At 36.4% G+C, this 1,434-nt stretch carries 1 protein-coding gene; it reads right to left on the bottom strand.

Annotated features, from left to right (window positions below; translation table 11 throughout):
- Positions 1–31: 31 nt before the first annotated feature.
- Positions 32–1,380 (bottom strand): IS3 family transposase gene (locus tag ACQKII_RS24665; RefSeq protein ID WP_427463066.1). Its coding sequence is split into 2 segments (ribosomal slippage): positions 32–936 and positions 936–1,380, totalling 1,350 coding nucleotides; the frame shifts between segments, so codons are not numbered across the junction.
- Between the last annotated feature and the right edge of the window lie 54 nt (positions 1,381–1,434).

Below are 1,434 nucleotides of genomic sequence, written 5' to 3' on the forward strand. Positions count from 1 at the left end.
TGATCTGACCCAAAAAAGTTAGACAAATAATTTAAGCAGCTTCTAAGATCTGAGTCCGGTATTGTACCGGACTCAGATCTTTTAATTTTGCCTTCATACGTTTGTGATTATAGTAATGAATATAGGCATCCAATTCTTTTTCAAAGTGCTCCATACTTTCAAAGTCTTGCAGGTAAAGCAACTCAGACTTTAATAAGCCAAAGAAATTTTCCATGACAGCATTGTCTAGACAATTTCCCTTCCGGGACATACTTTGTATGATGGCATGTTCCTCTAATGTCTTTTGATATCTTTTCATTTGATAATGCCAGCCTTGATCGGAGTGGAGGATGACTTGATCTTCAGGTTTTAAACGCGTAACTGCTTGTTCTAACATATCACCTACAAGTTGATAAACCGGCCGTTTCATTACTTTATAGGCAATGATTTCGCCATTGCATAAATCAAGGATTGGTGATAAATAGCGCTTCTCGCCAAATAAATGAAATTCTGTTACATCGGTTACCCATTTTTGATGCATCTTCTTTGCTTTAAAATCTCGCTGGATTACATTTGGGGCAATGCGTCCAACTTTTCCTTTGTAAGAGCGATACTTTTTCAATCGAACGAGGCACTTTAAGCCCATTTCATTCATTAAACGGTTGATGGTCTTGGGATTATGAGAAAATCCAAGTTTCTTTAATTCTTTTGTGATACGACGATAACCATAACGTCCTTTATGTTCATGATAAATGGATTGGATAGCTGTCTTCACTGCAGAATATTTATCTTTTCGGTTCAAGCGCTTCTCCCAATAATAATAGGTGCTACGTGGAATATCAGCGACTTTGATAAGGGCCACGACATCATAAGTTACCTTTAGTTCATAAATTACTTGCGCTTTGATTTTGGATGTAATTTTTCCTGCATTTGAACTAAAGCATTCAACTTTTTTAAATAGGCATTCTCCATTTCTAGTTGTTTAATGCGTTCTTCAAGCGCTTCAACTGAACCTTCTATTGATTTTACCTTCTTCGTTTCTTTTTTCATGGATGTTCGCCTCTTTTTCTTAGGAATAAGGGCATCGAATCCACCAGCATTAAAATTTATCCGCCATGTTCGAACTAAGGATGGAGAAGAAATATTAAAGTTAGCCGCTGCATCGTAGGAGGATGTACCCGTTTCCTTCATATAATTAAGTACATCCATTTTAAACTCCGCAGAATAACTTGTATAGGATTTCTTAAATCCCTCTTCTCCTTGTACTTGATATAAACAGACCCATCCTTGAATCATTTGATAAGAAACCTTATATAAATCTTGAAGTTCCAAATAACTATGTTTCCCCTCAAGGTAAAGACGAGCCATAAATATTTTCTCTTCGGCAGTAAAGTTAGCCATAAAAAACACCCCTAAATCGTTAGATTTGGTGTCTAACAATTTAGGGGCAGTTCA

Source organism: Lysinibacillus sp. NPDC048646, from assembly GCF_050272295.1.
Taxonomy (GTDB): domain Bacteria; phylum Bacillota; class Bacilli; order Bacillales_A; family Planococcaceae; genus Lysinibacillus.